General features: G+C 46.2%; 1 pseudogene. It reads left to right on the top strand.

The features are described from left to right. Positions 1 to 744 (top strand): annotated as a pseudogene (locus KIV40_RS34610) (hybrid sensor histidine kinase/response regulator); the annotation flags it as partial.

Genomic DNA, 744 nt, shown 5'->3' with positions numbered 1-744 from the left:
CATGATGACACTGCTCAACGAGATATTGGACTTCTCTAAGATAGAGCAGGGCAAACTCGATCTCGATAATACGCGTTTCCCACTGGATTCACTGATTGGCAGTATTAATAGTGTTTACTACACCCTATCTGCTGAGAAGGGGCTGCAGTTTAAGGTCTACACTGAAGTACCCGCCGGCCGTTGGTACTTTTCAGATAAAGCGCGTCTACGCCAAATCCTCTTTAATTTACTCAATAATGCGGTGAAGTTCACCTCACGTGGTTTTGTGGAAGTCTACTTCAAAGAGGTCGTCAGAAATGGGCACACGTACCTGAACATTCGAGTTCGCGATACAGGGATTGGTCTCTCAAAAGAAGCACAAAAGCGTATCTTTAATCCGTTTGAACAAGCTGAGTCTTCTACGACGCGTCGTTTTGGTGGTACAGGACTGGGCTTAGCGATTGTGAAAAAAATCACTGAGTTAATGGATGGCGATATACAGGTGACCAGCGGAGAAGGGATTGGCACCAGCTGTAAACCTGAGAATTGACCCAACAGAGCCGGGAGAAGTAGAAAGCCTCCCACACTCGAAGCTAAACTATTCTGGGTTAAAAGTGCTCATTGTTGAAGACAACCGCACGAATACCGTGATTATCGAAACCTTTATGAGCAACAAAGGCTTTAGCTGTAAGAGTGTTGAAAACGGCGAGCTTGCAATTCAAGCGGCGGCCTCGGAGCGCTTCGACTTAATTCTGATGGACAACC

The organism is Vibrio sp. D173a (assembly GCF_030248475.1).
This window is presented reverse-complemented; position numbering and strand designations above follow the sequence as displayed.